Origin of the sequence: Hymenobacter elongatus (assembly GCF_004745955.1) — a bacterium.
Taxonomy (GTDB): Bacteria; Bacteroidota; Bacteroidia; order Cytophagales; family Hymenobacteraceae; genus Hymenobacter; species Hymenobacter elongatus.
Map to the genome: position 1 here is coordinate 23,535 of NZ_SRLD01000009.1, position 14,431 is coordinate 37,965.

The window sequence follows — 14,431 nt, forward strand, 5'->3', positions numbered from 1 at the left end:
TAGCACTCAAGGTAGAGCTAACGGAATAGAGAATACGTGTGGAAGAGCGCTGCAACAGTCACTACTATTACTACTACTCGAGTGAACAGCCTCACGCAGGTTATGCGGATAGGGGACGCTATATTCGTTCATGAAACAATTTTCACGCCTTCCCCTTCTTCGCTACTGCTTTCAGGTACTCCTCGTGCTCAGTGCTGCTTGGTTGCTGCACACCACCGCCTGGGCGCAAGCCCCCGGCTGGCAAGGGGCCGCCGCCATTGGCAACTCGACCAATGCGACTAGTGCCAACGGTATTTTCGCAATGGCTCCCGAGGCGGGCGGTAACGTGTACGTCACGGGCACCTTCTACGACCGTGCCGTCTTCAACGGCACTACCATCACCAGCCAAGCCGACGGCTCGGGCTTCGTGGCCAAGTGGAGCCCCGTCACTAGACGGTTCATTTGGGTCATCCAGTTTGGCGGGGGGCAGGGCGTGGTCACGCCGCTGGCGCTGGCCGTGCGCGGGGCCGACGTCTTTGTGGCGGGCGGTTTCACCGTTACGGGTTTGAATTGGGGCAATGCCGCCTTTGTAAGCAACTCCAGTTTTGGCAACAGTGACGGGTTTGTGGCCAAGCTCACGGACCTGGGGTCCAGCGTGAGCTACGGCTGGCTGCAGCGAGCCGGCGGCAGCGGCTATGACCTCGTCGAAGGCTTAGCCATCAGCGGTAACAACGTGTACGTGGCCGGCACGTTCAGCGGCACGGCCGCGTTCGGGGGCACCTCGGCCGCCAGCTTGGGCAGCCGCGACGGCTTCGTGGCCAAGCTAACCGACGCCGGGGCCAGCGGCGCCTTTACCTGGGTGCAGCGCATTGGCGGGACTGGCGTCGAGGAAGGCCATAAAGTCGCTGCCGCCAACGGCAACCTTTACGTGACCGCCAGCACGAGCGGCTCGGTGACCTTGGGTAACGCGACCTACACCAGCGCCGGCGGCACTGACGGGCTGGTTGTCAAGCTGACCGACGCCGGCAGCAGCGGCAGCGTGGGCTGGGTGCAGCAGTTGCAAGGCACCGGCAACGAAGTGGCGCAGGATGTAGCAGTCAGCGGCGCGGCGGTGTACGTCGCGGGGTCCTTTACCAGTGCGGCGGCGGCTTTCGGTCCGGCCACGCTCAGCAGCGCCGGGGGGCTCGACGGTGTGGTGGCCCGCCTGACCGATGCCGGGCCTACCGGCGTCGTGGCCTGGGCCCAACGCTTGGGCGGCCCCTTCGACGACGAACCCCAGGCCCTGACTGTGGTAGGCGGCAAGGCGTTCGTGGCCGGCTACTTCAACAGTGGCGGTTCTGCCAGTGGTCCGGTCGCGACCTTCGGCAGCACCTCCCTGCAGGCCGTGGGCGGTAGCGATGCCTTTCTCACGCGCCTCACCGACACGGGTCTTACCGGCCGGTTCGATTGGGCCCAGGCGGCCGGCAGCGCGGCCGACGACTACGCCAACGCCGTGAGCGTGAACGGTATTACCCCTTGCGTGGGCGGGTTTTTCACGGGCGCCAGCTGTGCCCTGGGGGCGACCAATTTGTCTAACCTGTATCCCGGCAGCGCCACCAGCTTCGTGGCGTCGCTCACCGACGTGACGCTGGCCACCCGTGATGTATCGCTGCAAGCAGGCCTGGGGCTGTATCCTAACCCGGCCCACGGCACAACCACTGTGCTGCTGCCAGCCAGCGCTGCCCCGGCCTCCCTGACGCTGCTCGATGCCCTGGGCCGGGTGCTGCGCGTGCAAGCAGCCAGTACGGGAGCACCTGTGGCGTTCGATCTGGAGGGAATTGCCCCGGGAATGTATACGCTGCGCGTGCAAACGGGCGCATCATGGTTCGTACGCACTTTGATTGTGGAGTAGCTTCAGAAGAAAAGATGCGTGCGAAACAGGTCCAGAACCTTATTGCTTCACTGTTCAGAATGTGGAGCTGTTTAGGACGTAGGCAGACCGTTATGTCGAGCCTCAACGGGACATCTCGCGTGCCATATAGGAATCTGATTACTCTGACAATGTCAGCACGCGAGATGTCTCCCTCTGTTCGACATGATGGTCTAGCGTGTTTCAAGCGACTTTCCAAGCTGCTTCTGTGGCTAGTATAGAGGTTTTGATATCGTCCCTGGGGTCAGTTGGAGTTAGAGACGGTGTACATCGGGAAGTTCTGCAACAGTTACGGCCGTGTTTTGACACGCGCCGCATGACGGTGGCACCCTATTGCGAACAGCGTCTCAACCCAAAAGCCTCTGACAACGCATCAAGAGCTTTTGGGTTGAGAAGTAACAGCCAGCTAATGGGAAAGCGCCGATAGCACTGGCTCGCCGAGCGAAAATGGATCCGCGTCGTTCAGGGCCGGGAACCGCTCCCGGAAGGCTTCCAGGTCGGCGCGGCGTAGTGTGCGGGTGATGCTGGTTTCGTGGTTGCCAACTTCTACCAGATAATCGCCCCGCATGTCGAGTAGGGCCGAGTCGCCGGCGTAGGCCAGGCTGTTGCCATCAATGCCGACCACGTTGACGCCTATTGTGTACGCCAGATTCTCGATGGCCCGGGCCCGCAGCAGCGTAATCCAGGCGGTGCGGCGCGAGGCGGGCCAGTTGGCCACATACAGTAGCACGTCGTAGGGCGCGGTGGCCGAGTTGCGGCTCCAGACCGGAAAGCGCAGGTCGTAGCACACCAGCGGGCAGATGCGCCAGCCGCGCCATTCCTCTATCAGCCGCTCGGTGCCGGCCGTGTACACGTCCTTTTCGCCGGCCACCCCAAACAGGTGGCGCTTGTTGTAGTGGCTGATGGAGCCATCGGGCCGCACCCAGAGCAGCCGGTTGTAATAGTAGCCCTGGTCCTGGATAATGAGGCTGCCGGTAACGACGGCGTCCCGGGTGGCGGCCAGCTGCCGCATCCAGGCCACGGTGGGCCCGTCCATGGTTTCGGCCAGGGTGGCGGCCTCCATGCTGAAGCCTGTCGTGAACATCTCGGGCAGCACAATAAGGTCGGTGGGGATGGATATTTCCTCGATATGCTGGCCCAGCTCGGCCCAGTTGGCGGCCGGGTCGTGCCATTGCAGGGAGGCTTGAACGAAAGAGATAGTGAGGTCAGACACGCGCAGTAGGGTAAGGTAGTAGAAAGGTCAGCGGCATTTTACTGACAAAATATACCAGTTGTAAAAAGAATAATGCAAGAATTTTTTCGATAGTTCCTACGCTTCTTCTCTTCGATCATTTAGTTCCTTGCTTTTGTAGCGCTGGGCGCATATTGGGCTGTTGCTCCTGGTTGCCTGCACGCGCTGGCATTGGCTTGCGGAAGCAGCGCTGCGGCCACAAGAAGTGAATCTGCCACCGCATGATGCCCAGTTGCTTTACCGCTTCCTGCGAGGCTCCGCTTTATACCTGGCACAGTCGCTCGGCCGCCAGCTGCAAGGTTTCGTCGCGCTTGGCGAAGCAAAAGCGAATCAGGCCCTGGTCGTGGGAGTCGTGGTAGAAAGCCGACACCGGAATAACCGCCACGCCCGATTCGCGGGTGAGCCGCTGGGCGAATGCCAGGTCATTTTCTGAGGAGATGCGGTGGTAGCGGGCCAGTTGAAAATAAGCGCCCTGGGCCGGTAGCAGATCGAACCGGGAGTTGCGTAGCAGCTCCGTGAACAGGTCGCGCTTGTGCTGGTAGAAGGTGGGCAGCGTCTGGTACTGCTCCGCTTCGGCCAGCACGTCGGCCAAGGCATGCTGGGCGGGCGTGCTGACGGCAAAGGTCAGGAACTGATGTACCCGACGTACTTCGGCCGTGAGCGTGGGCGGCGCGATGCAGTAGCCCACTTTCCAGCCCGTGGCGTGGTAGGTTTTGCCAAACGACGACAGCACGAAACTACGCTCGGCCAGCTCTGGGTGCTGCAGAGCACTGTAGTGCGGCTGCCCATCAAACACCATGTGCTCATACACTTCGTCGCTGAGCACCAGCGTGGCCGTGGTGTCGAGCAGGCCGGCCAGGGTGGCCATATCCTGAGCCGTGAGCACCGCCCCCGACGGGTTGTGGGGTGTATTGATCATCAGCAGACGGGTGCGGGGCGAAAGTGCTGCCGCCACCCGGTTCCAGTCGGGGCGAAAGTCGGGAGCCAGCAGGGGCACATACACCGGAATACCGCCCTGCAGCCGAATGGCCGGGCCATAGAGGTCGTAAGCAGGCTCCAGCACAATAACCTCATCGCCGGGCCGCACCACGGCGGCCAGCACGGCATACAGCGCCTCCGTCGCGCCGCTGGTAACGGTGATTTCCGTGTCCGGATTGGGTGCCGGCACGCCGTAGAGAGCGGCGGTTTTGTGGCTAATGGCCTCGCGCAGCCGCAGTAGGCCGGGCATGGGCGCATATTGGTGGTGGCCACTGGTACGGGCATGGCGTACCAGCGCTTCGGTGAGGGCTACCGGCGGGTCGTAGTCGGGAAAACCCTGTGCTAAGTTGATGGCTCCACACTCGGCCGCCAGCTGCGACATAACGGAGAAAATGCTGGTGCCTACATCAGGCAATTTCGAAGTGAGAAGCGGTGAAGGCATAAACAGAAGTAGGAATGCGCCGGGCAAGCAGCAGCGGCCCAACGTACGGGCAGCCGCTGCAGTGAATTTAGATAACGGGCACTTCGGGTGTGGGCGTCAGCAGCGAGGTGGTCAGCGGAACGTACATACGGAAGGTGGAGCCCTTGCCCAACTCACTTTCCACTTCAATGCGTCCCCCGTAGCTCTGCACGATCCGGTTGACCAGATACAGGCCCATTCCCGAGCCGGAAACATGGTCGTGGAAGCGGCGGAACATCTGGAACAGCTGCGTACCATACCGGTCGAGGTCGATGCCCAAGCCGTTGTCGCGCACGCAAATCACCAGGTCGTTGCCTTCTTGGCTACTCCAGAGCCGGATCTGGGGGGTACGCTTCGGCGCGGCGTATTTCAGGGCGTTGCTAATCAGGTTATACAACACGCTCTGCAGATTGGGCCGGACGAACAGAACGGCGGGCGCGGCGGCAAAATCGGTGGTGACGATGGCGCGGGCATTGGCCAGCTGCTCGCCGATGCTGGCCAGCACTTCGCGCGTGAGCGGCTCTAGCGCCACCAGCTCGGTGGGCAGCTCGTTGCGCAGCTTCTGCACCTGCACCAGCTCGGAGAGGTTATAAATCGTGTCGTAAATCTGCTGCAAAGCCCGCTCAAACATGGTGATGAGCTTCATGGCATCCGGGTCGCGGAAGTAGGCCGTGCGGGTCAGCTCCTCGAAGATGCCCGCCATGTTATTGATGGGCTGCTTCAAATCGTGGGAGGCCGTATACACGAAGTTGTCGAGGTCCTCATTGATGCGCAGCAGCTCGGTGTTCTGCTGCCGAAGCTGCTGCTGCGCGCGCTGCGCTTCCGTCACGTCGGTATTGGTGCCAAACCAGCGCTCCACTTCACCCTGGGCGTTGCGCATGGGTTGAGCCCGCGACAAAAACCAGCGGTACTCGCCGCTTTGGCTCCGGATTGGGAAGGTGTCGTTCCAGGGCACGCCCGCTACCAAGGAATTGGTCCAGCCTTCGGTCACGGCCACTACATGGTCGGGGTGGTGCACTTTCGTCCAGCCCCAGCCCCGCATGTCGTCCAGCGCATAGCCCGTATAGTCGTGCCAACGCTGATTATACCAGTAAATATGTCCATTGGGGTCCGCCATCCAGGCTAGCTGCGGCATGGAGTTGGCCATGGCCGTAAACTCATTCTCCCGCTGACTGAGGCTGGCTTCGGTCTGCCGCTGCTGGGTCACGTCCTGCATGGCCCCAATCATGCGGGTAGCTTGCTGGGCCGCGTTGCGGGCTACGTGGCCCCGGTCCAGTACGTGGGCATACGAACCATCGGCCCGCAAAAAGCGGTATTCATCCTGCCAGTCAGATAAGCCACCATCAATGGCGGCGTGAATACCCTGCACCACCCGCTCGGCATCGTCGGGGTGAATATGGGAGTACCACCAGGCAATGGTAGACTCGATATGAATAGGGGAATGGCCAAACACTCGCTCAATGGCCGGGTTCCAGGTCAGCACATCAGTTTGCAGATTCCAGTCCCAGATGGCGTCGTTGGTGGCCAGCGCGGCCAGCTCGTAGCGCTCCTGGCTCCAGCGCAGCGCCGCCTGAATCTGCTTTTGCTCGTGAATATCAGTCGAGGAGCCATACCAGCGCGTTACATGCCCTTGTTCAGTGAGCACCGGCACCGAGCTGCTCAGGTGCCAGCGGTACTCGCCATCGTGGCGGCGCAGGCGTAGCTCGCCGCTCCAGCTGCGCTTGGCCGCTTGGGCCGCCTGAAACGATTGGCTAACTGGCTCCAGATCGTCGGGATGAATTGCCTTTGCCCAGAGAATATCTAACGTATCGTTGGTGTCGTGGCCGGTGTAGGCAAACCACTGGGGGCTCAAATAGAGTGATTGGCCCTCCGCGTTGCTGACGTACGTTATCTGCGGCAGCGACTCCGTAATGGTGCTTATTTCCTCGTCGCGTTGGCGCACAGCTTCGGCCAGGGAGTGTGCCCGGCGCCGCGCCAAAACCCGCTCGGTGGCTTCCACGGCAAATGCCAAAATGCCTTGTATGCGGCCCGATTCATCGAGCAGGGGCTGATAGGTGAAGTCGAGGTAATGCGTTTCGGGCTGCCCGGTTTGCTCGTTCTCAATCAGCGTGAGCTGTTCCAGGCCATGGTAAGGCTGGCCCGTGGCGTATACCTGATCCATCAAGGCCACAAATCCTTGTTCGGCCACTTCCGGAAAGGCCTCGGCCGCCTTGTGGCCCAGCACCGTTCGGCTGCCGTACAAGCGCCGCATGCCGTCGTTGACGAAGCCGATAACGTGCTCCGGGCCCAGCAGCGTGGCAATACTGGCCGGCATCTGCCCCAGAATACGGTGGAGTAGCCGATCCTTTTTCTGCATCTGGTCGCGGGCTTGGCGGCTGGCGTGAATGTCGGTATTGGTGCCGACCCACAGGGTGAGCGTGCCGGCCTCGTCGTGAATGGGCTCGGCGCGGGCCAGAAACCAGTGGTAGTCGCCTTGCTGGTTGCGCCAGCGGTGCTCGGCCTCGAACCGGCTGCCATGCCGGAGCGAATGATTCCAGCGCTCCAGTGTGCCAGCCAAGTCGTCGGGGTGAATGAACCGCTCCCAGCCCCAGTCCTGCAGTTCGGCGAAGGTGCCGCCGGTGAAATCATACCAGCGCTGGTTGTAGTAGGAAACGCCGCCATCGGGCCGCGAGGTCCAGGCCATTTGCGGCAACGACTCCAGCAGCTTGCTGAACTGCGAGTTGCTGCGCTGCAGTGCCTGCTCGATTCGCTTCTGGGTATTGATGTCGGTGGCACCGCCCACCCATTGCACCACGCGTCCGTCCGCATCCAGCACCGGCACCACGCAGGCCAGGAACCAGCGGTACTCGCCCGTACGAGCCTCGCGCAACCGGATTTCAAACTCGAAAATCTCGCCCGTGGTCAGACTCTCCAGTCGGCGCTCCTTGGCCTTCGCAAAGTCATCGGGATGCGCGGCCTGGCCCCAGCCCCAGTTGCGGGACTCGACCAGCGTGAGGCCCATATACTGTAGCCAGTAGGGATTTACGTAATCAATAACGCCCTCGGCATCGGTGGTCCAGATCAGCTGCTGCTGCACTTCGGCCAGCACCTGAAAGCGGCGTGCGTGCTGCCGGGCCTGCTGCTCGGCGGCCCGCTGCTGCGTCACATCCTGCATGGCACCCAGCAGGCGCACGGCCTGGCCCTGCGCATCGCGCACCACGTAGGCACGGTCGAGCACCTCGGCCCAGGAGCCATCGGCGCGCCGAAAGCGGTACGCGTCGTTGATGACGGTGGTGGCGCTGGCGAATATGGCCGTCCGGTTTGCCATTATAGTGGCGCGGTCATCGGGGTGCAGGCTGTCTTCCCAGAGTTGGGAATCGGGGTAGAGGCCCGCCCGATAGCCAAAAAGCTGGCTGAACATCTCGTTGCGCCAGACGATGCCGGTGCGCAGGTCCGCGTCCCAGATGGCATCGTGGGTAGCTTGCGTAAGCAAATTGAAACTCTCGCGGCTGAAATTGCCCTGCGTTTCGGCGGTTACCTGCTCCGTTACGTCGAGGGCCCGGCACACGATGTGGCGCAGCTGCCCGGCCTCCAGAATAGGACGGAGCGAGGCCTGCCAGTAGCGCGTACTCACGGTGCCATTGGGGCGCACCACGTCGTAGCGCTGAATGGCCAGGGTTTGGGTAGCCTGCTGCGCCACTACCTCCAGCAAAGCCGTGCGCCAGAGAGTAGCCGTCGGCTCGGGGCCGGCCACCGACGGCGGCAGGATGGCCAGCGCGTCCATCCCGACCAGCTCGGCCTGCGCACGATGCAGCACCCGGCACATGGCTTCATTGACGGCCTCCACGGTGAGAGCCGTCGATAGAATCAAGTGCGGGGCCAGCAGGGAGTCAAATATGAGCTGAAAGTCAACGGCTGTGGCAGGCATGGAATCTTGCGAAAAAGCAATGGGCAGGACATTTCTTCAGCTCCGGCAGCCCACAGCAAACACCCTAAGCAAATATAAGCCGGCCGACACATTTACCCCCAATATCGGGGAATAAACCTGCCGCCGCTGAGCAAACCAGTACTAACGAAAAAAGCCCGGCTGGTAGCTACCAACCGGGCTTCTATATTATTCCGTTGCCAGCTTATCTTTAAAAGCTTTGCGGAACTTCTCGACTTTGGGCATCGACACCGACTGAATGTAGCCCTCGTTGGGGTGTAGCCGGTAGTAGCCCTGGTGGTAGTCTTCGGCGGGCCAGAACTGCTGAAAAGCCGTTACCTGCGTCACGATGGGGGAGGCGTAGTGCTTGGAGGCGTCCACTTTCTTGATGGTAGCTTCGATCAGCTGCTTTTCCTGTGGCGTGCGGTAAAACGCCACCGAGCGGTACTGGGTGCCCGCGTCGGGCCCCTGGCGGTTCAGCGTTGTGGGGTCGTGGCCGGCCAGGAAAAATACGTCGAGCAGCGTCTGGTAGCTGACCTGCTTGGGGTCGTAGTATATTTCTACGGCCTCGGCGTGGCCGGTCTGGCCGCTGCCTACCTGTTCGTAGGTGGGATTCTTTTCGGGGCCGCCGGAATAGCCCGACACGACCTGCCTGACGCCGCGCAGCTCCTCAAAAACTTCTTCGGTACACCAGAAGCAGCCGCCCGCAAAGGTGGCCACGGCGAGGCCTTTCAGGTCGGTGGGGGCCGCGCCGGTAGTGGGGCGGCGGAAGGTTTGGGCGTCGGTGCGGTTTTCCGCGCAAGCCGTTACAAACAGCACGAGGCCCAGGAGGTAGATTTTGAGTTGTATCATCACAAGCTCACCTACGAAAACTGTGCCTATCTGGTCGTAGGTGCCGCCGCATGATGCGGCGAGTGAACGTGTGCCGGAATTGCAGGCCCGATGCGGGGCTCCCACCCGGAAGCTGCCAATAAAACGGTGCTATGTCGGGTTTGCCGTTAAATTTGTCAGCCGCCGTTTTCCGCTGCTTCTGCCCGCTGGCAGTGACGGTTGCTGCTCCCTGCTTGTATTACCAGCTCTGTGCGCGTACTTCCCTTGTAGTGAGGCCACTCTGGACGGGCAGCGCTGCGGTAATGACGTACCTACTTTCTTCCGACTTGATGTATAAATATATTGTAGCCGCCGTGGCCGCTACGCTGAGCCTGCTGCCGGCTTTGGCCCAGCCCACGCTTCCCGTGCTACCCCAAAATCCGGCTTCGCTGCGCTGGTACCAAGTGCGCACGCCGCACTTTCAGGTGCTTTTTCCGCAGGGCTTCGAACCCCAGGCGCAGCGCACGGCCTTGCGGCTGGAGCAGGTGTATGGCCCGGCCAGTGCTTCCCTGGAAAAAGAGCCCCGGCCCGTGTCCGTTATTCTGCAAAATCAGACGACGGTCAGCAACGGTTTCGTGACCATCATTCCGCGCCACTCCGAGTTCTTCACCACCGCCCCCCAGGACCCCTTCCTGACCGGCACGCTCGACTGGCTCGACCAGCTGGCAGTGCACGAGTACCGCCACATCGTGCAGTACGACAAAGGTCAGCAGGGGCTGGGGCGGCTGGCCTACACGCTTTTCGGCTACGGCGGTCTGGGTCTGGTCACGCTCGGCATTCCCGACTGGTTTTGGGAAGGCGACGCCGTGGGCACCGAAACCTTGCTCACGCGCAGCGGCCGGGGCCGGATTCCCTACTTCGACATCGGCCTGCGGGCCAATCTGCTGGCTGGCCGCCGCTTCGACTACAGCAAAGCTGTGGCCGGCTCCTACCGCGACAATGTGCCCAATCATTATGTGCTGGGCTATTTTATGACCACCAACTTCAAGCGCACCAATGGCCCTAACGCCTGGAGCGACGTACTGAACCGCTATTATCGGCTGCCGGTCTATCCGTTTTCCTTTTCCAACAGCCTGCGCCGTAGCGCCGGCAACGGGTTGCGCGTCGACGACTTGTATGAGCGCACCATCCAGCAGCTCGATTCGACGTGGCGCGCCCAGCAGCGGCCGCTGACGCTTACCCCAGCCACCACCTTTGCAACCACCGCCGACCCCAAAATCTTCACCGAGTACCAGTATCCGCAGTACGTGAGCGACAGTGCCGTGCTGGCCGTGAAGACCGGACTTGGCGATATTTCGCAGCTGGTACTGCTCCGCCGTGGAGCTCCCGAGCAGCGTGTGTATGTGCAGGGGTTGGTCAATAATCCGGAGATGCTTTCGGTGGGCGGCGGCAAAGCCTGCTGGCTCGAATTTCGGCCCGACCTGCGGTGGGGCCAGCGCATCTCCTCCGATATCCGGGTGCTGGATATTGCCAGCGGCCAGCTTACGCGCCTCACCACCAAGCAGCGCTACACCACGGCGGCTTTGTCGGCCGATGGCACTGCTATTATTGCCGTGCGGGCCAGCTCCGACTACCAGAACCAGCTGGTGGTGCTCGATGCCCGCACGGGCCAGGAAAAGCGCGTGCTGCCCAATCTCAACAACGACTTCTACCTGCAGCCCCGCTGGCAGGCCGACCAGCGCACCATCGTGGTCGTGACGCTGAAGACCGGCGGCAAAACCATTGAGACAATTGACACCGAAACCGGGCAGCACCGGGCGCTGCTGCCCGTCAGCAATACCAACTTGAGCCACCCGCAGCCCTGGGGCGACTACGTGCTCTACAATTCGCCCCAGTCGGGCATCGACAACGTGTATGCCGTGGACACGCGCTCGGGCCAGATTCGGCAGGTGACCTCCCGGCCGCTGGGCGCGTACCACGCGGCCGTGGCCCCCGGCGGGCAGCAGCTGGCCTTCCACGATTTTCGGGCCGAAGGGGCGCGGGTGGCCCAGATGCCGCTGCAGCCGGAGCAGTGGCCCGTAGTGGCCCCGGCCGCGCCGCCGGCCACGGCCTACACCGACCCGCTGCTCGGCCAGGAGCCCGGCACGCGCACCGTGGGCCCCATCCTGCCCGATTCGAGCGTGAGCCCGGCTACGCCGCTGGCACTCAAGCGCTACCACCGGCTGAGCCACGTGTTTAATGTATTCAGCTGGGGCTTGGTGCAGTCGCCCACCGGGCAGGGCCTGAGCGTAGGCATTCGGTCCCAGGATATTCTCAATACCGTGCAGGCCGTGGTGGGAGCCGGCTACGACCAGGTAGAGCGCACCGCTAATGTGTCGGCCGACGTAAGCTACCAGGGCTTGTTTCCGGTGCTGGACCTGGGCTTTCGGCGGGGCGGCCGCGAGGCCTCGGCTTTCGACCAACGGTCGAACCGCTTGGTGACGGACCGCTGGACTTATAACCGTGTCACGGTCGGCGGGCGGCTGCCCTTCAACCTGACGCGCTCCAAATACCAGCAGTTTCTCTCCTTGGGCGCTTACTACAGCGGCGAGCAGGTGCAGGGCTACGAGCTGCCGACGCGCCCGTTTACCGAGGTCGGGTTCGGGAAAAGCCTGCATGTGCTGAATTACACGCTGGCCTATTCGCACGTGCTCAAGCGAAGCAAGCGCGATGTGGCGCCGCGGTGGGGCCAAACGCTGACGGCCTCCTGGCGGCATACCCCATTCGACGTGGGCTTGCAGGCCCGGCAATGGGCCGCGTTTGGCAGCGTGTATGTACCCGGCATCGGTAAGCATCACTCGGTGCGGCTGCGCGGCGGCTACCAGCGCCAGGAGTTGCTGGAGCATTACCGCTTCAGTCCGGCTGTTTTCTACCCCCGGGGCCAAGACTACGTGAACTTCAACGCGCTGCGTACCGGCAGCATTGAATACCGCCTGCCGCTGGCCGATACGCACTGGACGCTGGGCCGCGTGCTCTACATTCAGCGCATCAAGGCAATGGGCTTCGTGGATGCCGCCGCCGGCCGTGGGCCCGTCAACCGCGACTACCACACCGCTGGCCTCGACGTGTCGTTTGTATTCAACCCGCTGCGTCTGCGCACGTCCCTCGAAGCGGGCGTGCGCACCATCTATAATGTGCGCACTGGCGTGTGGCTGGTGCAGCCGCTGGTATTGGATATCGGCTTCTAACAGGAAAAGGATATACCGGGTTGATTGCCAGGTTTCTGAACAAGGCACGCAGGTTGTGGTTCTTGGTTGGGCAACGGAAGCAACAGAGAAATATTCAGAGTTCGAAATCCAGTTGCGAATAAGCCTGCGTAAGTGCCCCCAGTTCCGATCCAACCTTTTTCTGCAAAAAAGTATCATGAAAAAAAATCTCCTTTCCCTCGCCGTAGTGGCTATGCTTGGCGCCGCTTCAGTTCAGTCGGCTTCGGCCCAGGCTAAAATGGCACCTGCCGGCACCGTAATGGTAGGCGGCGAAGCCATGTACGCCAACAAGAACATCGTTGAAAACGCGGTGAACTCGAAGGACCACAAAACGCTGGTAGCTGCTGTGAAAGCCGCTGGCCTCGTCGAGACGCTGCAAGGCAAAGGCCCGTTCACGGTATTCGCGCCTACCGATGCCGCTTTCAACGCGCTGCCTGCTGGCACGGTTGAAACCCTGGTGAAGCCCGAGAACAAGGCTACCCTCACCAAAATCCTGACCTACCACGTGGTAGCCGGCAACATGACTTCCGATAAGATTGTAGCGGCCATCAAAGCGGGTAAAGGCACGGCTACCCTCAAAACAGTAAGCGGCGGTACGCTGACGGCCACCATGAACGGCCCCAAAAACGTAGTCCTATCCGACGAGAAAGGCAATACCTCCTGCATCTCTACCTACGACGTGACCCAGAGCAACGGCGTGATTCACGTAATCGACAAAGTGTTGATGCCGAAGTAAGTAGTATTCTTATTCGATAGCAAATAGTTTTCCGAATCGAAAAAGTCCGGCTCATTGAGTCGGGCTTTTTTTAGGTGCTAGCGGCAGCTGGAAGGGTTGCTTCCGTTGCCTTGTGCGGCTCAGCGGGCCGGTTGAAGCTGCTGCCGGGCTTTGTCGATAAAATCCAGCTCCTCACTGGAGAGCTTCACCTCGATGGCCTTAGCATTTTGTGTGGCTTGCTCGGCGTTCCGGGCTCCCACCAGGGCCACCGTAATGCCGGGTTGCGCCAGCGTCCAGCGGATGACGACCTGCGCGAGGCTGGCGCTTTTGCTTTCCGCCAGCGGCCTGATCTTCGCCAGAAAGGCATTGACGCGCGTCACATGCTCGGCCTTGAACAACGGGTGCGTGGCGCGCAGGTCAGTAGCAGCGAAGGACTGGCCGGGCTTTATTTTGCCCGTCAGCAGCCCCAGTTGCAGGGGGCTGTACGCCAGAATGGCCTTGTTGTGCTCCAAGGCAAAGGGCACTACCTCTCGCTCAATATCGCGCCGCAGCATGCTGTAGGGTACTTGGTTGGAAGCCAGCTTCACGGTTTTTTCGGCCTCAGCCATCTGGGCGGCCGAGTAATTGCTCACGCCCACAGCACGCACTTTGCCCTGGGCCATCAGCCGGGTCACGGCCTCCATCGTCACATCGATGGGCGTAGTTACGTCGGGCCAGTGAATCTGGTAGAGGTCGATGTAGTCGGTGCCGAGGCGGCGCAGGCTGTCCTCGCACTCCCGCACGATGCTTTCGGGGCCGGCATACGTATACACGTCGATATCGTGGCCGGCATTGTCCTTGGTTTTCATGGCCAGCGTGCCCTGGGCCAGGTTCCAGCGCATGCCAAACTTGGTCAGGATCTGCACCTTGTCACGGGGCAGGCCTTTGATGGCTTCGCCCACAATTTCCTCGCTCAGACCCATCCCGTAAATGGGGGCCGTGTCGATGGAGGTCACGCCCAGGTCGTAGGAGGCCCGAATGGCGCCCACGGCGTCGTTTTGCTCAGTGCCGCCCCACATCCAGCCGCCCGCCGCCCAGCTCCCAAACGCAATAACGGACGTCCGTACCCCGGAGTCGCCCAGCTCTTTATAGTCCATGGTTTTCCTATGAATGATCAGCAGCTAGCCCGCGGTAGTTCGCCGGCCATAGCCTGCTGTAACC

General features: G+C 61.6%; 8 protein-coding genes. 3 read left to right on the plus strand and 5 right to left on the minus strand.

Annotation, left to right across the window (positions count from 1 at the left end):
• The first annotated feature begins 130 nt into the window (after positions 1-130).
• Positions 131-1,870, plus strand: coding sequence for a T9SS type A sorting domain-containing protein (locus E5J99_RS06220; protein WP_135496861.1), 1,740 nt, complete (start codon positions 131-133; stop codon positions 1,868-1,870).
• Positions 1,871-2,294: 424 nt separating this feature from the next.
• Here E5J99_RS06220 and E5J99_RS06225 read toward each other — a convergent pair whose 3' ends face one another.
• The 4 genes from E5J99_RS06225 to msrA all read right to left on the minus strand — a co-directional run bounded on the left by E5J99_RS06225 (position 2,295) and on the right by msrA (position 9,313).
• Positions 2,295-3,101 (minus strand): amidohydrolase, encoded by an 807-nt coding sequence (locus tag E5J99_RS06225; protein WP_135496862.1) that lies wholly within the window; start codon positions 3,099-3,101, stop codon positions 2,295-2,297.
• A gap of 280 nt (positions 3,102-3,381) precedes the next feature.
• Positions 3,382-4,539 (minus strand): methionine aminotransferase, encoded by a 1,158-nt coding sequence (locus E5J99_RS06230; protein ID WP_135496863.1) that lies wholly within the window; start codon positions 4,537-4,539, stop codon positions 3,382-3,384.
• 67 nt (positions 4,540-4,606) lie between these two features.
• Positions 4,607-8,464, minus strand: coding sequence for a PAS domain-containing sensor histidine kinase (locus tag E5J99_RS06235; RefSeq protein WP_135496864.1), 3,858 nt, complete (start codon positions 8,462-8,464; stop codon positions 4,607-4,609).
• Positions 8,465-8,650: 186 nt separating this feature from the next.
• Complete coding sequence (gene msrA / locus E5J99_RS06240) at positions 8,651-9,313, minus strand: peptide-methionine (S)-S-oxide reductase MsrA (protein WP_135496865.1); 663 nt, start codon at positions 9,311-9,313, stop codon at positions 8,651-8,653.
• Positions 9,314-9,621: 308 nt separating this feature from the next.
• Here msrA and E5J99_RS06245 point away from each other — a divergent pair, with 308 nt between their 5' ends.
• Positions 9,622-12,498 carry a TolB-like translocation protein gene (locus tag E5J99_RS06245; protein ID WP_135496866.1) on the plus strand — a complete coding sequence of 959 codons (2,877 nt, stop codon included), beginning with the start codon at positions 9,622-9,624 and terminating at the stop codon, positions 12,496-12,498.
• 175 nt (positions 12,499-12,673) lie between these two features.
• A complete protein-coding gene (locus tag E5J99_RS06250) occupies positions 12,674-13,252 on the plus strand; it encodes a fasciclin domain-containing protein (protein ID WP_135496867.1) in 579 nt (192 codons plus the stop codon).
• A 119-nt stretch (positions 13,253-13,371) separates the two neighbouring features.
• Here the strand turns inward: E5J99_RS06250 and E5J99_RS06255 are convergent, their stop codons facing one another.
• On the minus strand, positions 13,372-14,367 hold the full coding sequence (locus E5J99_RS06255; protein ID WP_135496868.1) for an aldo/keto reductase: 996 nt from the start codon (positions 14,365-14,367) through the stop codon (positions 13,372-13,374).
• Between the last annotated feature and the right edge of the window lie 64 nt (positions 14,368-14,431).